Annotated in this window: 20 protein-coding genes; 5 read left to right on the top strand and 15 right to left on the bottom strand. The window is 44.1% G+C overall.

Annotation, left to right across the window (positions count from 1 at the left end; translation table 11 throughout):
* Positions 1-166 precede the first annotated feature (166 nt).
* On the bottom strand, positions 167-631 hold the full coding sequence (gene sixA / locus DD616_RS09140) for a phosphohistidine phosphatase SixA (RefSeq protein WP_017042529.1): 465 nt from the start codon (positions 629-631) through the stop codon (positions 167-169).
* 214 nt (positions 632-845) lie between these two features.
* On the opposite strand from sixA, the gene DD616_RS09135 reads away from it, so the two are divergent.
* A complete protein-coding gene (locus DD616_RS09135) occupies positions 846-3,623 on the top strand; it encodes an insulinase family protein (RefSeq protein ID WP_208872192.1) in 2,778 nt (925 codons plus the stop codon).
* 26 nt (positions 3,624-3,649) lie between these two features.
* Here the strand turns inward: DD616_RS09135 and DD616_RS09130 are convergent, their stop codons facing one another.
* Positions 3,650-4,246 (bottom strand): VOC family protein, encoded by a 597-nt coding sequence (locus tag DD616_RS09130; protein ID WP_017049126.1) that lies wholly within the window; start codon positions 4,244-4,246, stop codon positions 3,650-3,652.
* A gap of 205 nt (positions 4,247-4,451) precedes the next feature.
* Here DD616_RS09130 and argS point away from each other — a divergent pair, with 205 nt between their 5' ends.
* Together argS and DD616_RS09120 are read left to right on the top strand one after the other, a co-directional pair.
* Positions 4,452-6,188, top strand: coding sequence for an arginine--tRNA ligase (gene argS, locus DD616_RS09125; RefSeq protein ID WP_094123958.1), 1,737 nt, complete (start codon positions 4,452-4,454; stop codon positions 6,186-6,188).
* An 83-nt stretch (positions 6,189-6,271) separates the two neighbouring features.
* Complete coding sequence (locus DD616_RS09120) at positions 6,272-6,700, top strand: HIT family protein (RefSeq protein WP_013856359.1); 429 nt, start codon at positions 6,272-6,274, stop codon at positions 6,698-6,700.
* Positions 6,701-6,812: 112 nt separating this feature from the next.
* Here the strand turns inward: DD616_RS09120 and DD616_RS09115 are convergent, their stop codons facing one another.
* From DD616_RS09115 to znuA, 5 genes are all read right to left on the bottom strand, one after another.
* Entirely contained in the window at positions 6,813-7,043 is a 231-nt protein-coding gene (locus tag DD616_RS09115) for a FeoC-like transcriptional regulator (RefSeq protein WP_208872191.1), read from the bottom strand.
* On the bottom strand, positions 7,040-9,313 hold the full coding sequence (gene feoB / locus DD616_RS09110; RefSeq protein ID WP_208872190.1) for a Fe(2+) transporter permease subunit FeoB: 2,274 nt from the start codon (positions 9,311-9,313) through the stop codon (positions 7,040-7,042). The genes DD616_RS09115 and feoB overlap by 4 nt, the downstream gene beginning before the upstream one ends.
* Positions 9,313-9,540 (bottom strand): FeoA family protein, encoded by a 228-nt coding sequence (locus DD616_RS09105; RefSeq protein ID WP_013856356.1) that lies wholly within the window; start codon positions 9,538-9,540, stop codon positions 9,313-9,315. Before DD616_RS09105 ends, feoB begins: the two co-directional genes overlap by 1 nt.
* Before the next feature lie 770 nt (positions 9,541-10,310).
* The gene (locus tag DD616_RS09100; RefSeq protein ID WP_208872189.1) at positions 10,311-13,673 is read right to left on the bottom strand and encodes an AraC family transcriptional regulator; all 3,363 of its coding nucleotides are present in this window, start codon (positions 13,671-13,673) and stop codon (positions 10,311-10,313) included.
* Between the two features lie 172 nt (positions 13,674-13,845).
* A complete protein-coding gene (gene znuA / locus DD616_RS09095) occupies positions 13,846-14,724 on the bottom strand; it encodes a zinc ABC transporter substrate-binding protein ZnuA (RefSeq protein WP_047687812.1) in 879 nt (292 codons plus the stop codon).
* A gap of 84 nt (positions 14,725-14,808) precedes the next feature.
* Here znuA and znuC point away from each other — a divergent pair, with 84 nt between their 5' ends.
* On the top strand, positions 14,809-15,591 hold the full coding sequence (gene znuC, locus DD616_RS09090) for a zinc ABC transporter ATP-binding protein ZnuC (RefSeq protein ID WP_013856354.1): 783 nt from the start codon (positions 14,809-14,811) through the stop codon (positions 15,589-15,591).
* Entirely contained in the window at positions 15,584-16,363 is a 780-nt protein-coding gene (znuB, locus tag DD616_RS09085) for a zinc ABC transporter permease subunit ZnuB (RefSeq protein WP_026027242.1), read from the top strand. Before znuC ends, znuB begins: the two co-directional genes overlap by 8 nt.
* 77 nt (positions 16,364-16,440) lie before the next feature.
* Here znuB and sucD read toward each other — a convergent pair whose 3' ends face one another.
* The 8 genes from sucD to sdhC form a co-directional block, all read right to left on the bottom strand.
* The gene (gene sucD, locus DD616_RS09080; protein ID WP_013856352.1) at positions 16,441-17,313 is read right to left on the bottom strand and encodes a succinate--CoA ligase subunit alpha; all 873 of its coding nucleotides are present in this window, start codon (positions 17,311-17,313) and stop codon (positions 16,441-16,443) included.
* Complete coding sequence (sucC, locus tag DD616_RS09075) at positions 17,313-18,479, bottom strand: ADP-forming succinate--CoA ligase subunit beta (protein WP_208872188.1); 1,167 nt, start codon at positions 18,477-18,479, stop codon at positions 17,313-17,315. The genes sucD and sucC overlap by 1 nt, the downstream gene beginning before the upstream one ends.
* Positions 18,480-18,680: 201 nt before the next feature.
* Positions 18,681-19,889 carry a 2-oxoglutarate dehydrogenase complex dihydrolipoyllysine-residue succinyltransferase gene (gene odhB, locus DD616_RS09070; protein WP_013856350.1) on the bottom strand — a complete coding sequence of 403 codons (1,209 nt, stop codon included), beginning with the start codon at positions 19,887-19,889 and terminating at the stop codon, positions 18,681-18,683.
* Between the two features lie 30 nt (positions 19,890-19,919).
* Positions 19,920-22,730 (bottom strand): 2-oxoglutarate dehydrogenase E1 component, encoded by a 2,811-nt coding sequence (gene sucA, locus DD616_RS09065; protein WP_170899968.1) that lies wholly within the window; start codon positions 22,728-22,730, stop codon positions 19,920-19,922.
* Positions 22,731-22,819: 89 nt separating this feature from the next.
* Positions 22,820-23,533, bottom strand: a complete 714-nt coding sequence (locus DD616_RS09060) for a succinate dehydrogenase iron-sulfur subunit (RefSeq protein WP_013856348.1) — start codon at positions 23,531-23,533, stop codon at positions 22,820-22,822.
* A gap of 15 nt (positions 23,534-23,548) precedes the next feature.
* The gene (sdhA, locus tag DD616_RS09055) at positions 23,549-25,315 is read right to left on the bottom strand and encodes a succinate dehydrogenase flavoprotein subunit (RefSeq protein ID WP_013856347.1); all 1,767 of its coding nucleotides are present in this window, start codon (positions 25,313-25,315) and stop codon (positions 23,549-23,551) included.
* Positions 25,316-25,663, bottom strand: coding sequence for a succinate dehydrogenase, hydrophobic membrane anchor protein (gene sdhD / locus DD616_RS09050; protein ID WP_010318675.1), 348 nt, complete (start codon positions 25,661-25,663; stop codon positions 25,316-25,318). It abuts the gene before it with no gap.
* Positions 25,657-26,049 (bottom strand): succinate dehydrogenase cytochrome b556 subunit, encoded by a 393-nt coding sequence (gene sdhC / locus DD616_RS09045; protein WP_010318676.1) that lies wholly within the window; start codon positions 26,047-26,049, stop codon positions 25,657-25,659. The genes sdhD and sdhC overlap by 7 nt, the downstream gene beginning before the upstream one ends.
* Between the last annotated feature and the right edge of the window lie 134 nt (positions 26,050-26,183).

The following is a 26,183-nucleotide window of genomic DNA, read 5'->3' as shown; positions in this document are numbered from 1 at the left end:
CTGTTGATAAATATCTATAAATGCGACAATGCGTTAACTCGGCGATGCAATTTTTAGTCCAGTAAAACAGTCAAAATAATGGCTACATTGGTAAAGGCAATAACCCTTCACTTAACGTAGCCTAGTTATTCAAATTACGTGAACTTCTTTTACTTTGAATGGTGGTTTAAGGATTAATACTCCAGATCTGCTGTCCTTTACGCAACTCTCTATCATATTCGATACCAATCAGACCGGATGTGGGGAACATTGGAGGGACTAAATCGGTAACGAATTCAGCCGCGAGATAGCCAACTAACGGTAAATGAGACACCAGCAGCACTGATTCGATTTGTTCTACATCGGCCAAGGCAGAGACATACTCAAATACCACTTCCGCTTTCCCATAAGGTGTGATGTCATCACAGGTCACAACATCATCGGCATTAAAATAAGAGGCTATCGCAGCCCAAGTTTGCTGCGCCCGTAAGTAAGGGCTTACCAATACTTTATCTACATGGCGAAGATCTTGCTTTTCACAAGCACGAGCCACAGCAACAGACTCACGAAGACCTCTTTCGGTTAAGGCCCTTTGTGCATCACTCGCTGCATAATGTTCAGCTTCTCCGTGACGCATAATAAAAATCTTCATTACTCATTCCTAGTGGTTATTATCTATGCCGTCTAGGCGGCTTTATTCTCGATTATATCAGGCAACCAAGCAAAGACTTCGACACTGTTAACAGTCTATTAAAAAGTCTCCTGAAGGACTAAAATGGCACTTCGCTCATAAAATCATTGCTTGAAATTTGCACCTAACCGTTTCAACGCCATAATTAAAAAAGCCTTTTCTGTGGAGAGTCACTGTGCATTTAAGCCCTAACGACACCAACCAATACCGCTACATTACGTTAACTAATGGTCTGAGAACATTACTTATTCAAGCGGATGATGCACAAAAGTCAGCCGCTGCTTTAGCGATTAATGTGGGGCATTTTGATGACCCTGAAGACAGAGAAGGTCTTGCCCACTATCTGGAACACATGCTGTTTTTAGGCACAGAAAAGTACCCGAAAATTGGTGAGTTTCAAAGTTTTATTAATCAACATGGTGGCAGCAATAACGCATGGACTGGTACAGAGCACACCTGTTTTTTCTTTGATGTAAGCCCAAATCATTTTGAAAAAGCCTTGGACCGATTCAGCCAATTCTTTTGTGCCCCCTTATTTAATGAAGAAGCCCTAGATAAAGAACGCCAAGCGGTGGATTCTGAATTTAAACTCAAACAGAATGATGATTCGAGAAGGCTCTATCAGGTTCAAAAAGAAACCATCAATCCGCAACACCCGTTTGCTAAATTTTCAGTGGGTAATTTAGAAACGCTGTGTGATAGAAATGGTGTCTCTATCCGTGAAGAAATTGTCCGTTTTCACCATGAAAATTACTCGGCTGATTTGATGACGCTCTCGCTAGCAGGCCCACAGACACTTGATGAGTTAGAGCAGTGGGCAAGAGATGAATTTTCCTCCATCCCAAATAAACAGCTCGGCCCGAAAAAAATAGAGGTGCCTTTTGTTTTAGACGCGCACCGAGGCGTCTTGATTCAAATCGAGCCACGAAAAGAGATCCGCAAACTGATTTTAAGCTTCCCTGCCCCAAGCACGGATGACTTTTATCATGTCAAACCTCTCTCTTATTTCGCCCATCTCATCGGTTACGAAGGTGAAGGCAGTTTAATGCTGGCATTAAAAGAGAAAGGTTGGATCACGTCCTTATCGGCTGGAGGCGGCGCGAGTGGCAGCAATTATCGTGAGTTTTCGATAAGTTTTAGCCTGACACATGAAGGCGTAAAACAGGTCGATAACATCATCCAGTCACTCTTTACTCAGATTAAATTAATCGCAGATCAGGGGCTAAACGAATGGCGTTACCTTGAGAAAAGAGCGGTGCTTGAATCGGCTTTTCGCTTTCAAGAAACGACAAGGCCATTAGACATGGTCAGCCATTTAGTGGTTAATATGCAGCACTATCAGCCGCAAGACACCATCTATGGCGATTACATGATGGCGGGCTACAACGAATCACTACTTAAGCAAGCACTTCATTATTTGACTCCTGAAAATCTACGCGCCACGTTAATTGCTAAAGATGGGTATTACGATAAGAAAGCGAAATGGTATTTTACACCTTATTCAATTACTCCATTATCGGCGTCACAACTTGCAGCATTCGCAACCCCTTGCGACATTGAAACAAACTTACCGCCACTCAATCCTTTTATCTGTTACGACTTAGACCCAAAACCGTTAGAGCCTTCAACGTCTTTACACCCGGAAATCATTGAAGAGTTACCAGGCTTTCGTTTATGGCATCTACAAGACCATGAATTTAGAGTGCCTAAAGGGGTAATTTACATCGCGATTGATAGCCCCATCTCGGTAGCCACTGCTCGAAATATTGTTAAAACACGTCTCTGTGTGGAAATGTTTTTAGACTCGCTGGCCACGGAAACTTATCAAGCAGAAATTGCTGGGATGAGTTACAACATGTACGCTCATCAAGGCGGCGTCACCCTGATGCTTTCTGGTTTTAGCGAAAAACAACCACAGTTAATGGAGATGATTCTCGCACGCTTTGCTAAACGTGATTTTAGCCTAAAACGCTTTAACACCATCAAGCAACAACTGCTTCGTAACTGGAAAAATACCACTAAAGATCGTCCAATTTCGCAGCTTTTCAATGCAATGACGGGTATTTTACAACCCAACAACCCTCCTTATGAAACGCTACTTGGTGCCTTAAAACAGATAGAAGTCGATGAGCTCAGTGATTTCGTTGAACAAATATTAGCGCAACTTCATGTTGAGATGTTTGTCTATGGCGACTGGTTAAGAAGTGATGCACAAGCGATGGCAGATACGCTTAAAAATGCATTACGAGTCAAAGATCAACAGTACGAGGAATCATTAAGACCACTCGTCATGCTCGGAGAGAGTGGGACTTTTCAAAAAGAGGTTCACTGCGATCAAGAAGATTCTGCTGTGGTGGTCTATTATCAGTGCAATGATGCCGCACCGCGCAGCATCGCCTTATATTCATTAGCTAATCACTTGATGTCCGCTACATTTTTTCATGAAATTCGCACTAAGCAGCAACTTGGTTATATGGTCGGAACGGGCAACATGCCATTAAACCGTCACCCAGGCATCGTACTCTACGTCCAGTCACCGAATGCTGCCCCTTATGAGCTGATTAGCGCTGTAGATGAATTTTTAAATGCTTTTTACATGGTGCTGCTGGAGCTCAACGAATACCAGTGGCACAGCAGTAAGCGCGGTTTATGGAATCAAATTTCAACGCCCGACCCCACCCTTCGCAGCCGTGCGCAAAGACTTTGGGTTGCTATCGGCAATAAAGATGCCGGCTTTGATCAAAGAGAGCAGGTTTTGAGTGAACTGAAATCACTCAGTCGCAGTGATATGATCCGCTTTGTGGTCAATGAGCTAAAACCAAGGACCGCCAATCGACTGATCATGCACAGCCAAGGAAACGCACATCAAACGGTTCAGAAACTCAGTTTAGGGCAAGAAATTGGCTCAATTGAAGCGTTCCAGCTTCGGCCTAAAAGCTATAACTTAGGATAACCGTACTTCATCGCCATCAGAGCAATTTATCTTTGCTCTGATTTTACAATCTCTTTTAAAGAGTGGGGATGCAGTTTAATGCACACGCCTTGCCACTTAAATGCAACCGTCGGGTTATGTAATCGCTCCCCTTCCCCTTTTGGACTGGACAATTTAACTTGAACACCTTGAGTGTCTAATGTTGTCCAGCATTCTTTTAATCGTGGGTAAACCGACAGTATATCCTGCAAATAGGCTTGCGCGGTTTGTGCCTCAGATGGCACCACAAATTCCACATGCTCCCAGCTCTGCTCTGGATAAATTTTTCCCTCGGCAGGGTAAGGCAATTCCAAACATTCTATTGACCAACTATTAGCCGATAGCGGCACCGTAAATTCAATCACGATGATAGGACGGCCATTTATCTGAGCACTCGATATTTCTCGCCCTTCCTCCAGCCATGCCGCATGTGCTAATGACGCTAATTTACGATCATTAATGCGCAGTGCAATGTGGTCAGCTTGATTTGTGGATAAATCAATATGCAAAATTTTGGTTAATTCTTGAATTTTATGCATAAATTTATCTAAATTCTGCTTAAGCTGTTCAGGATGAAGCGCTGCATTCTTTAATGGTTCAAGCATTTAAATGGTCCAAAATGATGATTATCGTCTAATAGTACCAACAACTCTTCGAAAAGTAGAAAATTTCCTAATTTAGTCCCTATAAGCGCCTCAATAAAATTGGTATTATGTGCGCCAAATGATGAACAAAATTAAGATATGTATTGGCACTAAATGGTGAATAAAATGCATACCTTTGCAATTCCAAGAATTAAAGGAAACGCGTGTGAATATCCAAGCACTGATTAATGACAAAGTATCTCAGGCTCTTGAAGCCGCAGGCGCACCAGCTGGCAGTCCTGCTGCTGTTCGCCAATCGGCCAAAGCGCAATTTGGTGACTATCAAGCCAATGGCATTATGGGCGTAGCTAAGCAACTGGGTACCAACCCGCGAGAATTTGCTCAAAAAGTATTGGATGTTCTGGACCTCGATGGCATTGCGAGCAAAACGGAAATTGCAGGCCCAGGTTTTATCAACATTTTCCTCAGTGAAGCGTTTCTTGCTAAACAAGCGGATATCGCCCTAGCAGATGAGCACCTTGGTGTAACCAAAGAAGCGCAGAAGACGATCGTCGCAGACTACTCAGCGCCTAACGTTGCCAAAGAGATGCATGTAGGCCACTTACGCTCAACCATCATTGGTGACGCCGTTGTACGTACCTTGGAATTTTTAGGCCATAAAGTGATCCGCGCCAACCACATCGGTGACTGGGGCACGCAATTTGGTATGTTGATAGCCAACCTTGAACGTGTGCAGCAAGAATCTGGTAACGAAGTTTCAATGGAACTTTCCGATCTTGAAGCTTTCTATCGTGAGTCAAAAAAACTCTACGACGAAGATGAAGTGTTTGCCGCTAAAGCACGAAATTATGTGGTCAAACTACAAAGCGGTGACGAATTCTGCGCTCAAATGTGGAAAAAATTGGTGGACATCACCATGATCCAAAACCAGCGTAACTATGATCGTTTGAATGTTTCGCTCACGCGCGATGATGTGATGGGCGAAAGCATGTACAACGACATGTTGCCCGGCATCGTAGCAGATTTAAAAGAAAAAGGTTTGGCGCAAGAAGATGATGGCGCACAAGTCGTTTTTCTTGAAGAATACAAAAATAAAGATGGCGAGCCGATGGGCGTTATCATCCAAAAACGTGATGGCGGCTTCTTATACACCACAACCGATATCGCGTGTGCAAAATACCGTTATGAAACCTTGGGTGCGGACCGTGTGCTGTACTTTATCGACTCGCGTCAACATCAACACCTAATGCAAGCATGGACGATTGTCCGTAAAGCGGGCTATGTACCTGAAGAAGTGACTCTTGAACACCACGCCTTTGGTATGATGCTAGGCAAAGATGGCCGCCCGTTCAAAACTCGTGCTGGCGGTACTGTTCGTCTGGCCGATCTTCTCGATGAAGCGCAAGAGCGTGCCGCTAAATTAATTGAATCCAAAAACCCTGATTTAGACGCCGCAGAAAAAGCGAACATTGCCAATACTGTCGCGATGGCCGCAGTGAAATATGCTGATCTTTCTAAGCACCGTACTACCGATTACGTGTTTGACTGGGACAACATGTTGGCATTTGAAGGTAACACTGCACCTTACATGCAGTATGCCTACACACGTGTCGCGTCAATTTTTGCTAAAGCAGGCGTATCGATGGATAACCTGACGGGTGAAATTAAAGTCACACAAGAGAAAGAAAAAGCTTTGATTGCGAAACTTCTGCAGTTTGAAGAAGCGGTACAAGCTGTTGCCCGCGAAGGCCAACCTCACATTATGTGTAGCTACCTATTTGAATTAGCTGGCCAATTCTCTAGCTTCTATGAAGCATGCCCTATCTTAGTCGCTGAAGATGAAAGTGTGAAACAAAGCCGCCTAAAACTGGCTGCGTTGACAGCAAAAACCATCAAGCAAGGTCTGTCGCTACTCGGTATTGATACATTAGAACGTATGTAACGACAGCTATGAGTGAATGAAAGGGTTGACCATGGTCAGCCTTTTCTTTTATCGGTGATAACATCCGTGCAAGTGAGATTGACATGAATTTTGAACTCCACCCGCAACTGGCCAAAGACACTTCCGTCATTGGTGAATTTCCTCTTTGCTTAGCCTTACTCCATAAAGATAATGCCGTGCCTTGGATTATTCTGGTGCCTAAACGTGCAAATTTGAAAGAGCTGCATCATCTACCAATGCAGGAACAGCAACAATTTTTATGCGAATCTCAAGCCGTTAGCCAAGCTCTTGAAGCCACGTTTTGTCCAGATAAACTCAATTTAGGTGCGCTGGGTAACATGGTTCCTCAGCTCCATATTCACCATGTTGCTCGATTTAAAAATGACATAGCATGGCCTGGGCCTATCTGGGGCAATACTCAAGGGATAGTGAGAGCCGAACAAGAACAGCAAGCGATCTTAACCAGAATCCAAAATGTTCTATCACTGAGTTCTATTTTTAGAAAAGGATAAACGTCGTCTCTCACACCATATATTAGGTAAAAGATAGATTGGGTAAAAGTTTGAAAGCCGCTGACATCTGCGGCTTTCGTTTATCAGACAGAATGCCTAGCATCAATTATGACTAAAGTACGACAGTCAAAGACAGCCCGTTATTTCGGTTAAGCCCATAACGCACTCTTGTTACGCGGTTAGCCTTGTTGGTATCGATAGTGCGCGACAACACACCTTTTCGTATCCACACGGATAACATAGCGTCAACGCCGTCCTCACTGAGCGAAAACTTTTTCGCAATCGCCGAGCGGCTAACGATCCCATTATCTTCAATGTAGCGCTTTAACTCATTTAATATCATGCCACTTGTACCTCAAGCACCGTTTTCTGCTGGAGTCCTTTTCGCTTAAGCATTTTAAAGGTCAACAAACTCGCCATAACAATGGCAATAATCCACGTTAAACTTTCGACAGGGGTTTCGGTGATCCTTGTCGCTTGGTAATAAAGCGCGGCGCTACCATACGCAAGCCCCATCGTCCATACTGCGATAAAACGAGCGTAATTTGCACCAAACTCACGAACATAAGCCCCCATGGCTGCAACACAAGGCGTGTAAAGCAAAATGAAGATAAGGTAGGCAAATGCGGCATGACCAGTGACAAAGTGCTGTTTCAAATTACCAAAGATTGAGGCATCTACGGCTTGCTCTTCAGCCACTGCGCTACTGTCTGTCAAGTCTCCGACTTCGATACCGAGCGGATCAGAGAAGCTTAATCCCGTTAGGTTTTCTGGAATAGACATAACCGCTTCTTGTAGGCTCGCCATTAGGTCATATTCGCTTTCATCACCTTCAGCAGAGGTATATAAATTGTTTAATGTTCCGACTACCGCTTCTTTTGCAAAAATACCCGTGATGATACCCACTGTCGCTGGCCAGTTATCTTGATTGATACCAATAGGAGCAAATACCGGAGTAACCACTTGAGCCACTTTTGATAACACGGAGTTGTCACTATCTTCATTACCAAAGCTGCCATCAGTACCAACTGAATTGAGGAAGCTTAAGATCATAACAACGATGACAATCGTTTTCCCTGCACCGAGAACAAAACGTTTTAATTTCTGCCATGTTTTGATCATGATGTTTTGCAGCGTTGGGATCTCGTAATCTGGCATCTCCATCACTAGGCTGTCGCTTGAACCCGGATAGAGCGTATGCTTCAAAACCAAACCAGTGAACACTGCGGCTAAAATGCCCAATAAATAAAGAGCAAAAACTACATTTTGACCGCTTTCAGGGAAAAACGCCGCAGCAAATAGCGCATACACTGGCAAACGTGCACCACATGACATAAAGGGTGCCATCGATGCCGCTAATTTACGTTCACGTTCTTGATCTAGAGTTCTGGTCGCCATAATCGCGGGAACGTTACAACCAAATCCTAAAACAAGCGGAACAAACGCTTTACCCGGTAGGCCTATCTTCTGCATCACTTTATCTAAAACAAAAGCCGCGCGAGACATATAGCCTGAACTTTCGAGTACAGCTAAAAATAAGTACAAACAAGCGATAACTGGGATAAATGTGGCGACGGTTTGAATACCTCCGCCAAGGCCATCGGCTAATAATGTCACTAACCAAATAGGCAAATGATCATCCAGTAAGTGGTGCCCACCATCAACCAATAACGCCCCGACGCCAATGTCGAAGAAATCAATGAAAGCGCTCCCAATATTGATCGAGAACATAAACATTAAGTACATAACCACAAAGAAAAACGGTACACCCACCCATTTATTTAAAATCAGCTTATCCGCTTTTTGTGTAAAACTGTGGCTTAGTTTCCCTTCTGTTTTGCGGATCTGCTGGCATTGTTCATGCAAAAATGTGTATTTGGTATCAGCGACATGCAGATCAATATCCAAACCACTTTGCAATTGCTCTTTCTGGATAAGCTCACGCTGCACTTCTGGTAATCCATTAATCACCAAAAGATCATTTTCTAAAGCACGAATAGCCAATGCGCGAGGTGCCACTTGCTTATGTTGAAAAATAGTGGCTAATTTTCCGATCGATTGTTCAAATGCACTACCGTAATCCAATAGCAGTTCTTTAAGAGCTACGCCTTGCAGCAGTACTTTATGCAGCTTTTCTTTGAATCGACTCACCTGCTCTTTACTGGTAGCAGAAAGCATAAAAACGGGGCAACCTAGAACTTTCTCAAGTTGTTGAATGTCTAGGCTTTGACGCTCTCTTTTTAAAGCATCCATTTTATTCAAAACCACAATCATTGGACGCCCGAGCTCTCTCAATTGAAGCGTCATATAGAGGCTGCGCTCCAAACACGTCACGTCCACAACGTTAATGATTAAATCGGCAGGATGTGTAAGAACCGCTCTAGAGGCAATGGATTCGTCAATACTGTTACTGTCATTCCCGCTGTCAAGTGCGTAGATGCCCGGCAAATCCGTTAGTATGAATTCATCTCCAGAATGAGTGTAGCGACCCGTTTTTTTCTCAACTGTAACACCAGCCCAGTTACCGACTTGCTGCTTAGAACCTGTCAGCCCATTAAATAACGTTGTTTTGCCACTATTAGGGTTACCAACGGTTAGAATTTGATATCGCACTACGCTCTCTCCACTTCAATACAAGCGGCTATATTTTCACGTACCGCTAAAGAGACGCCTCTCACTTCAAGTTGAAGTGGATCTCCCATAGGAGCTCTTCTGATTAACGTAACTGTAGTTAGAGGCAGCAAGCCCATCACCATCAATTTTTTACGAATGTCATTTGGAAGTTGATTGAACGCGACAATGCTCGCGCTATCCCCTTCATTTAATTGAGATAATTTCATCTATCTTGCTCTCAATGGTAGTGGTAATGAGAAATATTTTTATTAACAGGCAAATAATACACGCGCTAACCCTCTATTTTATTGCGTGAAATCAAAGATTGCATAAATCCATCACGTTGTTTTCGGTAAATAAACTGACGTTAAAAACGTTAAAAAATTATCAGGCACAAATTAGCTAAACATAAAAAAATAAACAAAAACAGATAAAATAAAAAGAAACTATTAAAATCAATAGGTTATGGTTAATTATATATTTTGTCGTTTTTCTTATACTAGGTTGTCGTTAATTTTATAAATGAAATAAGTCCTTTGCCATATAGTAAATCCATCGAAAGGAATTACTCCTTAGATACAAATTCCAGAGGTGGTACGGGTGTTACTCGTATCACTCCGGCAGCAAGCGAAGGTGTCATTGACACCCGTGGTATAGTCCCCCCGGCTATACCACGATCTTTTTTTTCTACTCATCTCATCTTTACCGCAACACAATCACCGACCCAGCCTGTTTATTGAGTAAGTGCTATTTCCAAAATAAATTGATATTACGACTTTGAGTATTAATGAGTGTATCTACGCAAGCATAGACAAATATGCGCAGCTAACACAGCAGTCAATCTAATCAAGAAGGGAGATACAGCTTGATTGCAGGCCGGCGGAAAGTGAGTTCATCTCCACACACCTGAATAAGCTTTGTGATTAGGGTGACTGAATGTCGCTAACATCGCTGCAGCTTCAAGTGGGAAAGTTATCACTATTTATCAGGGGCGGTATTACTCGTTATCATCAACAAATTGGGTTGGCGATAAACCGAAGTGATGTTTAAATCTTTGGCTGAAATAAGACGGATCATTAAACCCACAATCAAAAGCGACTTGGGCGACTTTCCCTCCTGCAAGCAAATATTGGCACGCTTTCTCTAAGCGGATCTCATTTAGATACTCTTTGAATGTTTTATTGGTGATCGCTTTAAAACGACGCTGCAAACTACGCTCCGATACGAAGAGTGATTTAGCCGCACTAGAGGTACTAAATTCAGGATCTGAATAGTAATTGTGTACCAATTTTTCGACTTTTTTAAGCCACTCTTTTTCCGTTACATCAATAAACTTGTCCTCTGAATGCTCCTCTACAACGATCACTTCGGGTGCATCACTCACAAGCCCTACTGATGGCCAAGAAAGCTCAACTAAATTTCGTTCTGGCGATGAAAAAATATGTATTTCCCCACCACTGCGCTGTACTAACAGTTGCATCTCCTCTAGTTCAAAACCAGAGATACGCTTATCACTATTGATGGATTGCACCTGATCGCCACAGTCAATCATCACAGTAAATAGTCTTTTCTCCCTTTCATAACAATGAATTTGTAGCTCTTGATTTCTGTAAAGACGTTTTACCGCATCAGACAGTAGCGTATTGAAAATGATGTCTAGGTTAAAATGGGCAGATTCAATATAAGCTTGTTTAAGCTCATTGTTCACAGCCAACGAAATATTCGCTTTCGCGAACTCTTCACGCCATCCGTCCACACAAGAGTTCAAGATGATCGATAGATCGTAGAGCAACTGAGTCGCTGTTTTATCATTTCTTACATTACGAAGTAACGCCAGTTCACGTTTTACTTTTAAAGCTAAAGACTCAAGTCGCGCGAGTTGATGGAGTTGCGAGCGATAAATCAGCTGATTTAATGTAGGTGTAATAGAATCTAACATCTGTTCAACAACGATATGGCGAATTTGTAATTGCTTGCGCAACTGCTGGTTATTAGTCAAAACAATTTTGCTTTGATGCCGTAGTTGATCCGTTTTCAAGGCCACCTGAGCTTTTAACTTTCGGTTTACTTTGGTAACCCAACGAGAACGCCACCATGAAGCAAAAGCAATAAGGCCTATAGAAAGGCAAAGGTAAAGAACAATAGCCCATGAAGACCAATACCACGGGTTATCCACAATAAATGATAGACTGTTTATCATACTGTTTTGCGGATTTGGACTGTAATTTCTCACCAGCAAACGATAGTGTCCAGGTAACAGGTGATCAAGTGTCAACTGAGCACTTTCTAATCTCTGCCACTCCTTATCCCCTGCTATACGATACTCCAATGATAAGGCTCTCGATTCTGGCAATGCACCAAACAAAAAGCTTATCGAACTTCCATATTCCAGTTCTAGTGTCTGAAAACGACCACGACCGAACATGACAGGAATGTGATCGACATTCACTTGGCTAAAGATAATATTGGTATTAGGAGGGGTAGCAACCGTGAGTTCAGAGGACCATGCTGTCACTAAGCCAAAACGGGAACCTAGCAGCAACTGCTGTTGGTTATTGATAATACTTGATTCGCAAACTCCACTTTTAAATTCATTATTCATCAATCCGTGTGGATCACCAAAATGCTTTACCATCTCACCCATAGGATTATAGAGCGAGATTCCTTGTGAGGAAGTCAGCCAAATACCGTTGCCCGTTTCAGTTAAACATTTGGGGCTAATATTCTCTTCAACCATATCAATAGATCGAATATCACTACGATCATGTGCCAAAACAAAGACGCCATAAGCACTAGCAAACCAAACATCACCCTTGCTACTCTCAAATATATCAATGCTTTGTCCATAATGACTAGTCGCTCGGAGAAAAACAATTTTGCCTTTGTCAAAAAGATAAACACCATGGTCAGTGCCGATAAATACCCCTCGCCGAGTTGACTTAAGTTTTATTATTTTTGCAGGCAAAAATGCATCAACAAACCATTCAGAACCGAAATCGGTTAGCGAGTTATCGGCCAACTGATATGACCACAAATGGTTACCTGTTGCTCCCCACAACAGTCCTTCATGATCAAATTCAAGGTGTTTAGTATCATTCGAACGCAGCTTCAGAGGTAAAACGCTCGTTTCTATCATCTTTTTTGTCTGCAAGTGATAAATAACGATGCCTGTATGTGTAGCTATCCATAGAGAATGATCATCTATTTGAGCAACATCATGCACTTCTCCAGGGAAAATAAGTTTAGGCTCTTGCCAATCTTCAGCATCGACTTGGTACAACCCTTGTCGAGTTAAAAACAAATAGCCTTTATTATCTGACCTTGTCACAATTTTTGTTATGGGATTATTGTTGAGCTGTACAATGGAATGGCGCTTAAATTTTTGTCCAAACAGAGAAAAGTAGCGAACACCTTTATCCGTTGCGATCCAAATCCCACCTTGTAAGTCATTGACCAATGAATAAATTTTATTGCCTGGTAACCCATTATTGTCTTGGTCATTACTTTCTAACTTGACGGTTTTACCTGTCAAAAACGAATGAACAAATAATCCATCTTCAGTACCAATCCAATACTCTTGATCTGTCTCAGCAACAGATAATACATGGGAATCTCCAACCAACTTTTGTTGGCGCTTTGGGTCCTCGACATCAATAATCAGCCCACCATTGAGCGTTCCAATCACAAGTTCTCTACGTTTCTCGGAAAAATAGAGTTTCTCAATGAAGTTTTTACCAGAGCTGAGCACGTGAGAAAAACTCTCTCCATCTGACAGATAGACTCCAGCATTAGTGGCTAATACCCATTTAGAAAGCACAAACTTCGCATCATTAACGATCAATCGACTAGCTTGATTTAATTGATACATTTCTTTAAAAGAATAAGTAACTAACTTGTGGGTTTGCGCATGGTATGTATAAAAGTGCGTCTCATCGGCTAACCAGATGAAATTACCTGACGAACCTATTTTTTTTATGATGATTCCAGGCGTTAAGCTAAATACTAATTCGCGATCTTGTGCGGGATAAGTTCGATAAAGTTCATTATCAATGAACGTCCAAAAAGCGTTATTAAGATAGGTAATATTTTCGCTCTCTTGTGAAAGCACTGAGCCACGCCGGGGAAGGATGTTTTGTCCATCAAAGAAAACAACTTTGCCATGCACATCGTGTATCCAAATTCCCCCTTCTTCACCTAAAAACAAATTTTGTGCGGCAAAAATTTTCCCTTGAGCCTGAGCTGGCAATGGATAGAAGATGGAAGGTGCTTTGTCTAGAGCTTGTGTCCCCTGCGCTAATAAAAGCGTCAGAAAACCCAAGATCCAGAGCAAAGGTTTAAAATAGTCGTTCTTTCCTTTCAACAGACAGAGCCTCAATCAATAGCACGCCAAATTGCAAACTGTTTTTTCGTGGCGATAATTATCAAAACATTCTAACCAAAGATAAGGCTTTTTGAAGCTAAGAAAGCGACAATCTGTGAATCTTTATCCTAGATTTCAGTACAGATCGTACAACATACAATACAGCGTACATCTATTGAGACAAACAAGTGTAAAAGTTGTTGCTCAGCTGATTTAACAGCTCAAAATAGCTGCCACTTTTCACTTTGATATCTGCGCCTAATGGATCAAGTACTCCCGTTTTAACCTTAGTGCCACGAGTCACAGTATCAATCACCGCCGGGGTAAACTGAGGTTCTGAAAACACGCATTTCGCTTCATTATTAATGATTGAATTTTTAATGGTGATTAGGGTTTTAGCACCCGGCTTTCTGTCAGGACTAACGGTAAAATGGCCGAGGTTATTCAAATGATATTGCTGTTCAAAATAACCGTATGCATCATGAAAAACATAATATCCTTTATCACTAATTTTGCTCATCTTCTGCATGATTGCTTGATGAGTCGAGTCTAATTGAGCCAAAAAGCGGACTAAGTTTACTTTATACTGCTCGGCATTAGCGCTATCACTTTTCACTAAACTTGCGGTAATCGCCGCTGCCACTTGCTTGGCTTGATCGGTTCCAAGCCAAAAATGTGGGTCATACATACCATGGTGATGCCCATCATGATCGTGTTGTTCGCCACTGAGCTCTCTCAGTGTCAGGCCATCAATTTGGCTGATGGTCAAAACGTTGTGGTGACTCGCTAATGTCTTACTTAAGAATGGCTCAAGGTCTTTTCCATACCAAATCACTAAATCCGCCGCTCTGACTTTTTTAACATCAGAAGGGCGCAACGCATAGTCATGCGGTGAGGTATTTGCCCCCAGTAGTACTTCTGGTTCATTCACATCGAGAGTCAATTCATATGTAATCATCTGAATCGGCTTGATGCTGGTCAAAATGACCGTAGACCACGCCAAAGGCGATAATGTTATTAAGCAAAGAAGGAGCATAATCTGACGCAACATGATGGTTTTTCCATTCGGTATATAGCGTTAAAGGGAACGAAATGTTACATTATAACACTTCCGAATTGCAAATAAGTTCCATTCATGTCCAACTTAATTCAGCTGCAAGGCATTTGTGTCGAATTCAACAACCGCCGTGTTTTGGACAATGTCAGTATCAACCTAGAAAAAGGGAAGATTACCACACTGATAGGTCCTAATGGTGCGGGCAAGTCGACGCTCGTTAAAGTATTGCTCGGGCTACAGCCCGTCCATAGCGGAACGATGACGCGCGTAAAAAACCTTAAAATTGGTTATGTTCCTCAAAAGTTAAAACTTAATGACGCGTTACCACTCCCCGTTAAACGATTTTTAAGTTTGGCCGGACGTTTTAGTCAACAAGAGTTGCTAGACGCACTCAGACTAGTCGGGGCCGAGCATCTTCTTGATTATGATATGCATAAGCTGTCCGGTGGTGAAACACAACGGATTCTTATCGCCCGTGCATTGCTACAGCGCCCAGATATTCTAATTCTTGATGAACCAGCTCAAGGTGTTGACGTGCAAGGGCAAATTGATCTGTATGATCTTATCGATGCCATACGACATCGTTTCGGCTGTGGTGTCTTCATGGTCTCTCACGATTTGCATCTGGTGATGGCAAAAACGGATGATGTTATCTGTCTTCATCACCATGTTTGCTGTTTCGGTTCACCTGCAACGATTACTCAACACCCAAGCTATATCGCTTTATTTGGTACGCGCAATCGCGAAGCCTTAGCTTTTTACCATCACAAACATCAGCATCATCACGACTTAGCAGGCCAACCTGTGAAAGGAGATGCAACTTGCTGTTCAAATCATTCACACGGTCACCATCATGATTGAATTTCTTCTTCCATCAATATTAGCAGGCCTTGGTATTGCCGTTATCGCAGGTCCCCTTGGGTCATTCGTGGTTTGGCGAAAAATGGCTTATTTTGGCGATACCCTCGCACACGCCTCGCTGATGGGATTGGCGCTAGGCTTTTTGCTTGATATCAACCTTTATCTTGCGTTGCTCGTTTGCTGTCTTGGGCTTGCAATCATTTTGGTTACTATGCAGAAACAGCAGCTTGTGGCGACAGACACTTTGCTCGGCATTCTCGCTCACAGCTCGTTATCCATTGGTCTCATTGCAGTAAGCTTCCTTGATAACGTTCGCATCGATTTAATGAGCTATCTCTTTGGCGATTTATTGGCAGTGAACTTTACCGATTTAGCCTTCATTTGGGGGGGAGCGATTGCAGTAAGTGCACTGCTATTTCTTTTTTGGCGGCCATTACTTTCAACTACAGTGAACGAAGAGCTTGCGTTTGTTGAGGGTATCAACGTTGATTTAATGCGTTTGCTGCTAATGCTATTAATTGGGGTGGTGATTGCACTAGGAATGAAATTTGTTGGTGCTCTGATTATGACATCGCTGCTGATTATTCCCGCGGCGACCGCTAGACGACTCACAAAAACCCCAGAGCAGATGGCAATATTGGCTTCTTTGGTCGGCGCTTTAGCTGTGCTGGGCGGGCTAATCCTCTCGTGGCATTTTGACACACCTGCAGGCCCTTCGGTTGTCGTGACGGCTACAACGATGTTTATGTGCAGTCAACTTGTAAAACGCTAGTATCAAAACCTATTGAATCTAAAGTAAAAACCCCGAAACAAGGTTCGGGGTTTGTCTTCAAACTGAGGGAGGCGTGATTACCAACCCGTCACTTCACGCAATGCTTTTCCGATATCAGCAAGGCTTTTGACGGTTTTCACACCCGCGGCTTCAAGCGCTGCAAATTTCTCATCAGCTGTCCCTTTGCCACCAGAAATGATAGCGCCAGCATGGCCCATCCGTTTACCCGGAGGCGCAGTCACACCAGCAATATAAGACACCACCGGTTTCGTGACATTCTCTTTAATGAATGCAGCGGCTTCTTCTTCGGCTGTACCACCGATCTCGCCAATCATCACAATCGCTTCTGTTTCAGGATCGTCTTGGAATAGTTTCAAGATATCAATAAAGTTAGAGCCCGGGATTGGGTCACCGCCGATACCAACACACGTTGACTGACCAAAGCCTTCATCTGTTGTTTGCTTAACGGCTTCATAAGTTAGCGTTCCTGAACGAGAAACAATACCCACTTTTCCTTTCTTATGAATGTGGCCTGGCATGATGCCGATCTTACACGCATCCGGTGTAATCACACCCGGACAGTTCGGGCCAATCATACGCACACCAGTCTCTTCGAGCTTCACTTTTACGTCAATCATATCGGTAGTCGGTATACCTTCCGTGATCGTCACAATAAGTTCAATACCAGCGTCAATTGCTTCTAAAATAGCGTCTTTACAAAATGGTGCAGGTACATAAATAACGGTTGCCGTTGCACCCGTTGCTTTCACTGCGTCACGCACCGTATTAAATACAGGCAGACCAAGGTGAGTTTGACCACCTTTACCCGGAGAAACCCCACCGACCATTTGTGTACCGTAGGCAATCGCCTGTTCGGAGTGGAAAGTTCCTTGACCACCAGTGAAACCTTGGCAGATTACTTTGGTGTCTTTATTAATAAGTACCGACATTATTTACCCTCCGCCGCAGTAACAACTTTCTGAGCTGCGTCCGTTAACGACTCAGCTGCAATGATATCAAGACCAGAATTTGCGAGTACTCCGCGTCCTAATTCCGCGTTTGTACCTTCCAAACGCACGACTACGGGAACCGTTACACCAACTTCTTTCACCGCACCGATAATGCCTTCTGCAATCATATCGCAACGTACGATACCGCCGAAAATATTCACCAATACGGCTTTCACGTTGTCATCAGACAAAATGATTTTGAACGCTTCAGCAACACGCTCTTTGGTTGCACCACCACCAACATCAAGGAAGTTTGCAGGTTTGCCGCCATGAAGGTTAACAATATCCATGGTGCCCATTGCAAGGCCAGCACCGTTCACCATGCAGCCAACATTGCCATCAAGAGCAACATAGTTCAGTTCCCACTGAGCAGCATGAGCTTCGCGCTCATCTTCTTGTGAGAGATCGTGCATTTCACGAAGTTTAGGTTGACGATAAAGTGCGTTTGAGTCGATGTTGATCTTGCCATCAAGGCACAACAAGTTCCCTTCAGCGGTGACAACTAATGGGTTGATTTCTAGCAATGCAAGATCATACTGGGTAAACATAGCGCCAAGACCTAGAAAGATCTTCACAAATTGCTTAATTTGGTCGCCTTCCAAGCCAAGTTTGAAAGCAAGTTCGCGGCCTTGATAGGCTTGCGGACCAACCAAAGGATCAATTGCGGCTTTATGAATCAGCTCCGGAGTCTCCTCCGCTACTTTTTCAATTTCCACGCCGCCTTCTGTTGAGGCCATGAACACGACACGACGAGTCGCACGGTCAACAACAGCGCCTAAGTAAAGCTCATTCGCGATATTAGAGGCTTCTTCAACCAAAATTTTTGATACTGGCTGGCCATTTGCGTCCGTTTGATAAGTAACCAGATGTTTACCTAGCCATTTTTGAGCAAACTCTTTGACACCATCTTTAGTGTCGTGCAACTCAACGCCACCCGCTTTACCGCGACCACCTGCATGCACTTGACACTTAACAACTTTCTTCGCTGTACTAATCCGACCCGCCGCTTCAAAAGCTTCTTGTGGAGTATCACAGGCATAACCTTCCGGTACAGGCAAACCGAATTCTGCAAACAGCTGTTTGGCTTGATATTCATGCAAATTCATTATGTTCTTCCGTTTGTTTATCCCTTAGGGGATTTATTATTTCCATAAAGCGGCAGCTATGCTGCGCCATATATCTGTAGGGTGCTTCTCAAATTAAGCGGCTGCAATTTATCCAAGAGGATAGCTTGTAGCCTTTTGCTTAAATGAAGGCTAGACGTGAGCCTGCCTAGCCTTACATTCACTGAACAACGTTCAGTGAGGTTACACGTCCAGTAGCAGACGTGCTGGATCTTCAAGTAGCTCTTTTACTGTCACAAGGAAACCAACTGACTCACGGCCATCCACCAAACGGTGGTCGTAAGAAAGTGCTAGGTACATCATTGGTAAAATTTCTACTTTGCCATCCACAGCCATTGGGCGGTCTTGGATTTTGTGCATACCCAATATGGCCGCTTGCGGCGGATTGATGATCGGTGTTGACATTAACGATCCAAACACACCGCCATTCGTAATTGTGAAATTACCGCCAGTCAGTTCTTCAACCGTCAATTTGCCATCTCTTCCTTTGAGTGCAAGCTCTTTGATGCCCTTCTCAATTTCGGCAAGGCTTAGCGTATCGCAATCTTTAAGAACCGGAGTCACTAAGCCACGAGGCGTTGAAACTGCCATGCTAATATCAAAATAGCTGTGATACACAATATCTTGGCCATCAATAGATGCATTCACTTCTGGGTAACGCTTTAACGCTTCTGTTACCGCTTTCACGTAGAAAGACATAAAGCCTAAACGAATACCGTGTTTCTCTTCAAACAGACCTTGATATTGCTTACGCAGATCCATGATAGGCTTCATGTTAACTTCATTAAACGTCGTCAACATCGCCGTGCTATTTTTTGCCTCAAGCAGGCGCTCCGCAACACGTTTACGCAAACGCGTCATCGGTACACGTTTTTCACTGCGCGCCATCGCAACGACAGGCTCAGGTTGACTTGAAGCAACTGCTGACGCTGATTTTGCAGCCGCTAGATGAGCATCAATATCTTCACGCGTGATACGTCCACCCACACCAGAGCCTTTCACTTGGCTTGCTTCCAAACCATGCTCGGCGAGTAAACGGCGTACCGCAGGGCTAAGCGCATCATTCGTTTCGTCTGTCAGTGTGGCTTTGTGGCGTTTATCAGGAGACGGCTCTGTATCGTTGGTGGTATCTTTCGTCGGTTCACCTGCAACGGCACCGGGTTTCAATTTCGCCAATAACTGTTTCGAAAGCACCGTCGCACCTTCTTGCTCGATAATGGCTTCGAGAACACCCGCCTCAGGCGCTGGCACTTCAAGAATTACTTTATCAGTTTCAATCTCAACGAGTACTTCATCACGAGCGACGGCTTCACCTGGCTTTTTATGCCATGTCGCGACTGTTGCATCAGCCACTGATTCAGGTAGATCTGGAACCAGAATTTCAATTGTCATAATCTGTGTCTTCCTTTTACTTCTAGTTCGTTAAGCTAGGGTCAGAGCGTCTTCAACCAACGCTTTTTGTTGTTTCAAGTGTACCGACATATAACCAACGGCTGGTGATGCTGATGCAGGGCGACCTGCGTATTTCAGATCAGCACCGGCTGGAATGGCAGAACGGAAGTTATGTTGGCTACTGTACCAAGCACCTTGGTTTTGAGGCTCTTCTTGGCACCATACATAGTCAACAACATTAGTGTATTGAGCGATAACCGCTTCCACTTCTTCTTTCGGGAATGGATATAGCTGTTCAATACGGACGATAGCAACATCACCTTGTTCGTTATTGCGGCGCTGTTCAAGCAGGTCGTAGTAAACCTTACCAGAGCAGAACACAACACGTTTGACATTCGCTGGGTTGAGATCGTCAACTTCGCCGATAGCCGGCAAAAACGATCCGTCAGCCAAGTCTTCCAGTGTTGAGATACATAGTGGGTGACGCAGTAACGATTTTGGTGACATAACGATCAATGGTCGACGCATTGGACGAACAACCTGACGACGCAGCATGTGGTATACCTGCGCTGGCGTAGAGGGAACCACCACTTGCATGTTTTGTTCGGCGCACAGTTGCAAATAACGCTCTAGGCGTGCTGATGAGTGCTCCGGGCCTTGTCCTTCATAACCATGAGGTAGCAACATGGTTAAACCACACAAACGCGCCCATTTTTGTTCACCGGAAGAGATGAACTGGTCAATCACGACTTGAGCTCCATTGGCGAAATCACCAAACTGAGCTTCCCAAATCGTCAAACCACTCGGCTCCGCTGTCGCGTAGCCATATTCAAAAGCTAGCACTGCTTCTTCCGACAAAACCGAATCCAATACTTCAAAAGGACCCTGTTTATCATGGATATTCGCCAATGGAATATAGGTACTTGCGTCACTTTGGTTATGCAATACCGAGTGACGGTGGAAGAAGGTTCCACGCCCAGAGTCTTGCCCCGAAATGCGGATTCGCTTTCCATCATCAACTAAGGTTGCATAAGCCAGCGTTTCAGCCATACCCCAATCGAGAAGCTTCTCTCCATTAACCATCGCTTGTCGGTCGGTATAGATTTTATCCACACGACTTTGCAGTTTATGGCTTTCTGGATACTGACAAATTCGGTTACCTAGCTCTTTTAAACGCTCAAGGTCAACTTTATTATTCCATGGCATATCCCATTCATGGCCAATATACGGTGACCAATCAACAGAATGCAGTGCCATTGGACGCCACTCTTTCACCACGACTTCACCATGATCCAGAGCATCACGATATTCGTTGACTAACTGTGTGGCAATCTCAATATCAAACTCACCACGCTCTATCAAAACATCGGCATAAAGCTTACGCGGCGTAGGATGCTTTTTGATCTTTTGATACATCAGCGGTTGAGTTGCGTTTGGCTCGTCGGCTTCGTTATGGCCGTGACGGCGATAACAAACCAGATCAATGACGACATCACGCTTAAATTCATTACGATAATCGAGTGCAATGCGGGTGACGAAAGCAACTGCTTCTGGATCATCAGAATTGACGTGGAAAATGGGTGCCTGAACCATCTTAGCGATGTCAGTACAATACATAGTCGAGCGTGTATCACGAGGGTTTGACGTGGTAAAACCAACTTGGTTGTTAATAACAATACGTACCGTCCCTCCCACGCAATAACCACGCGCTTGAGACATGTTAAATGTCTCGGCAACGACACCTTGGCCAGCGATAGCAGAGTCACCATGAATCGAAATAGGTAGCACTGTCGAACCGTCTTCATCTCCCAATCGATCTTGTCGAGCACGAACTGAACCAATTACGACTGGGTTAACAATTTCAAGATGCGAAGGGTTAAATGCTAAGGCTAGATGCACATCACCGCCGGGTGTCGCAAAGTCAGCAGAGAAACCTTGGTGATATTTAACATCACCCGTTCCCCAGCTTTCACCATGCTTACCCGCAAACTCGTCGAACAGATCTTGAGGTTTTTTACCTAAGACGTTGACGAGCATGTTAAGACGACCACGGTGCGCCATACCAATCACAACTTCACGCATACCTGTGCTACCAGCATGACGGATCAACTCTTTCATCATTGGGATGAGCGCGTCACCACCTTCCAAAGAAAAACGCTTAGCACCGGGGAATTTCGCGCCTAAATAACGCTCAAGGCCTTCTGCGGCTGTCAATTCTTCGAGGAAAATTCGTTTTTCTTCTTTGCTGAAAGAAGGTTGACCAACGACTGATTCAAGACGTTGTTGTATCCAACGCTTTTGTTCAGTGTCGATAATGTGCATGTATTCTGCACCGATGGAACCGCAATAGGTTTTGTTGAGGGCTTGATAAATGTCTTTCAATTTCATTGTCTCTTGCCCGATAGCAAAAGAGCCGACATTGAAAGTTTCTTCGAAGTCACCTTCGTTAAGATTGTGGAACGCTGGGTCTAATTCTGCCACTAATGGGCGTTGCCATAAACCTAGGGGGTCGAGTTGAGCCGCTTCATGACCGCGAAAACGGTAAGCATTAATCAGCTGCAAGACTCTTACTTGCTTAGCATCGACATCTGGATCACTAACTTGGACATTGTAATGCTTTGTTTCTTTCGCGAGTCGTCGGAAGTAGTCACGGACACGTGAATGTGGCTGTTCAACCACATTGTCAGCTTGCGCAGGCAAGCCATCAAAAACACGTTTCCACTCCTCACTTACCAGATCAGGATCACTTAGATACAGTTCGTAGAGGTCCTCTACGTAAGTTGCATTGGCGCCAGCCAAGTGTGAAGACTCGAGCCATGCCTTCATCACGCCGTTGTGCATATTTTCCCTTAACCAGTAGTTTTCACGTTTGCTTCGGTCTATGCCGAGCTATAAAAGGCAGGTCCGAAGACCTGCAATTTTTATTCATTTTAAACCGAACGGTTCACAAGCATTGATTTGATATGTCCAATGGCTTTCGTCGGATTTAATCCCTTAGGACAAACACTTACACAATTCATGATGCCATGGCAACGAAAAACGCTAAAAGCATCATCAAGATTAGATAAACGTTCATCTGTTGCGGTATCTCGGCTGTCAATTAGCCAACGATAAGCCGCCAACAAACCTGCTGGGCCGATAAACTTATCCGGGTTCCACCAGAAAGAAGGGCATGAAGTTGTGCAGCAAGCGCACATAATGCACTCATATAAACCGTCTAAATGCGCTCGCTCTTCTGGTGATTGCAAGTTCTCACGAGCTGGAGGCAAGTTTCCGTCAGTCACAAGGTAAGGTTTAACCTTCTCGTAATTTTCATAAAACTGGGCCATATCGACAATTAAATCACGGACGACTGGTAGCCCCGGCAGAGGTCGAATAACAATCGTGCCTTTGGCCAAAAGCGCGGATAATGGAGTGATACACGCTAATCCATTTTTACCGTTCATGTTCAAACCGTCAGATCCACACACTCCTTCACGGCACGAGCGACGAAAAGCAATGGTGGGATCTTGCTCTTTCAGCAAAATGAGTGCATCCAACAACATCATGTCAGAGCCCTCTTCGACTTCAAGCAGATAATCCTTCATGTAAGGCTTTTGATCGACATCCGGATTATAGCGATACAAAGAGAATTTCAATTTCATAATAGTGCCTTCTCCTTAGTATGTGCGCGCTTTAGGCGGAAACGCTTCACGATAAATTGGTTCCATATTTACGCTACGCTTCGACATGCTTTCAGTCTCAGGGTTGTAAATTGAATGGCATAACCAATTAGCATCATCGCGTTCAGGATAGTCAAAGCGAGCGTGGGCTCCACGGCTTTCGGTACGATAATTTGCAGCAACCGCGGTAGCAAATGCTGTTTCCATCAAGTTTTCCAGCTCTAAACACTCGATCCGTTGAGTGTTGAACTCGGTTGACTTGTCTGAAAGATGTGCGTTCTTCAAACGTTCACGAATCACTTTAAGCTCTTCAAGACCTTTAGCCATCGCTTCACCTTCACGGAACACCGAGAAGTTATTTTGCATACAACGTTGCAGATCTTTACGAATTTGCGCGGGATCTTCACCACCTGTACTGTTTTCCCAGCGGTTGTAACGTTCTAGCGATTTTTCAATGTCCGCTTCTGTGGCAGGTTTTGCGTCCGCTTGCTTTTTCAACGTTTCGCCCAAATGCAAGCCTGTTGCTCGGCCAAAGACCACTAAATCCAGTAGAGAGTTACCACCCAAACGGTTCGCGCCATGCACCGATACTGATGCAATTTCACCACACGCAAACAAACCTTGAACTTCCACATCAGCGCCTTTAGCATCTTGCTTAATCGCCTGACCTGAAACTTGAGTCGGTACTCCTCCCATCATGTAGTGGCAGGTTGGGATCACTGGAATCGGTTCTTTAACTGGATCGACGTGAGCAAACGTACGTGACAACTCACATACGCCCGGCAGACGAGATTCCAGAGTTTCTTTGCCAAGGTGATCCAGTTTAAGCTTGATGTGCGGACCCCATGGACCATCGCAACCACGACCTTCACGGATCTCAATCATCATTGAGCGGGCTACTACATCGCGACCAGCCAAATCCTTCGCGTTTGGTGCATAACGTTCCATGAAACGTTCGCCATCTTTATTTAAAAGATAGCCACCTTCACCACGACACCCTTCCGTCACAAGAACGCCTGCACCAGCAATCCCTGTTGGGTGGAATTGCCACATTTCAATATCTTGCATCGGGACGCCAGCGCGGATAGCCATGCCCACACCATCACCCGTATTGATATGCGCGTTGGTGGTTGAAGCATAGATACGGCCAGCTCCGCCAGTCGCTAACACTGTGGCTTTAGATTTGAAATAACAAACTTCGCCTGTTTCCATGCACAATGCGGTACAGCCAAGTACTGCACCCTCTTCATTTTTCACTAAATCAAGTGCGTACCACTCAGAGAAAATAGTGGTCTTATATTTAATGTTTTGTTGATACAAGGTATGAAGTAGTGCGTGACCAGTACGGTCAGCGGCAGCAGCGGTTCGAGCCGCTTGTTCACCGCCAAAATTTTTGGATTGCCCACCAAATGGGCGCTGATAAATGGTGCCATTGTCAAAACGAGAAAAAGGCAAACCCATTTTCTCTAGTTCAATCACCGACTCTGGACCATTCTTACACATGTACTCGATAGCATCTTGGTCACCGATATAATCGGAGCCCTTTACCGTGTCATACATATGTTGTTCCCAGTGGTCCTCATGCGCGTTGCCTAACGCAACGGTAATACCGCCTTGAGCCGAAACCGTGTGAGAACGTGTTGGAAAAACTTTAGAAAGCAGAGCACAGGATAAACCTTGCTCTGAAATTTGCAGTGCTGCACGCATGCCGGCACCACCAGCGCCGATCACTACGGCATCAAATTCACGAACTGGAATAGTCACTTACGCACCCCACAATACAAATAAGCCAGAGAAGAAGTATCCAAAGAGCACTGCAATAACGACCAATTGCAGGCCACCACGCAATTTAGAACACTTAATGTAATCCGTTAATACTTGCCATAAACCGATCCAACCATGGATAAGGACAGAGACTAACGCCAGCATTGTGAAGACTTTGGTAAAGGTTCCACCAAAAAACTGTGTCCATGAAACATAGGAGATATCACCAGAGAAAGCACAGAAGCTGACTAGGTAGATAGTATAAAGAGTCATAATGATCGCAGAAGCACGGATCAGCAGATAATCATGCACTCCGTTACGACCAAAAGAAGAAACATGTTTTACCATACCAATACTCCCGCTAAAACTGAAAGCACTGCTGTTGCGATGAAGGCGACTTTGGCACTCATAGCCCCTGACTCCAACTCTTCAAAGTGGCCCAGGTCCATCAGCAAATGGCGTATACCACCTGCAATGTGGTAAGACAGCGCTGTTAAAATTCCCCATAAAATAAATTTTGCAAAAAAGCCATTCACAATGTTGCTGGCTTCCATAAAACCTACCGGAGAACTTAACGAGAGGGAGAGTAACCACAGCAAAATTCCGACCGCAACGAACATCATCACCCCAGACACTCGGTGTAGGATGGATGCAATCGCACTGATCGGAAAGTGAATGGTCTGTAAATCTAAATTAACAGGTCTTGACTTTCTTTCTTTCACGGGCTTGCTCACTCAGCTCCATTGAGCATTTATAGTTATAAATGAATTTTGGTTGTAAAACCCACAAAAGTTAACATTATTTTAACATAAAGAGCCCGATATCGCGCAGTTAAATGTAATAATTCCGTTAACAACAAAGACAGAAT

Source organism: Vibrio anguillarum, from assembly GCF_003390515.1.
Taxonomy (GTDB): Bacteria; Pseudomonadota; Gammaproteobacteria; order Enterobacterales; family Vibrionaceae; genus Vibrio; species Vibrio anguillarum.
Note: the sequence above shows the minus strand (reverse complement) of the source record. Positions and strands in the feature narration are given on the sequence as shown.